General features: G+C 75.7%; 1 pseudogene. It reads left to right on the top strand.

The window, feature by feature from the left end:
- A pseudogene (locus D3105_RS34310) lies at positions 1 to 317 on the top strand (MarR family transcriptional regulator); the annotation flags it as partial.

Below are 317 nucleotides of genomic sequence, written 5' to 3'. Positions count from 1 at the left end.
GCCCCGGACGCGGCCCCCGCGACAGCTCCGACGAATCCGGCGGCCCCGCCGACAGCCCCGCCGACAGGCCCCTCCCCCGCCTACCTCGCCCTCGCCGAACTCGGCCGCAGGGACATCCGGCTGGCCCTCTCCGCCGACGACTGCACCGCCCTCGAACCACAGGCCGCGGAATGGCTCGACCGAGGCGTCACCACCGACTACCTGATCGCCGCCCTCACCGCAGGACTCCCCGCCCAGGTCGACTGCCCGCCCCGCTTCGTCCGCCGCCGCCTCGCCGACAAGATCCCGCCCCAGCTGCCCACCACCCCGAACACCTC

It is taken from the genome of Streptomyces globisporus, assembly GCF_003501885.1.
GTDB lineage: Bacteria > Actinomycetota > Actinomycetes > Streptomycetales > Streptomycetaceae > Streptomyces > Streptomyces globisporus_D.
This window is presented reverse-complemented; position numbering and strand designations above follow the sequence as displayed.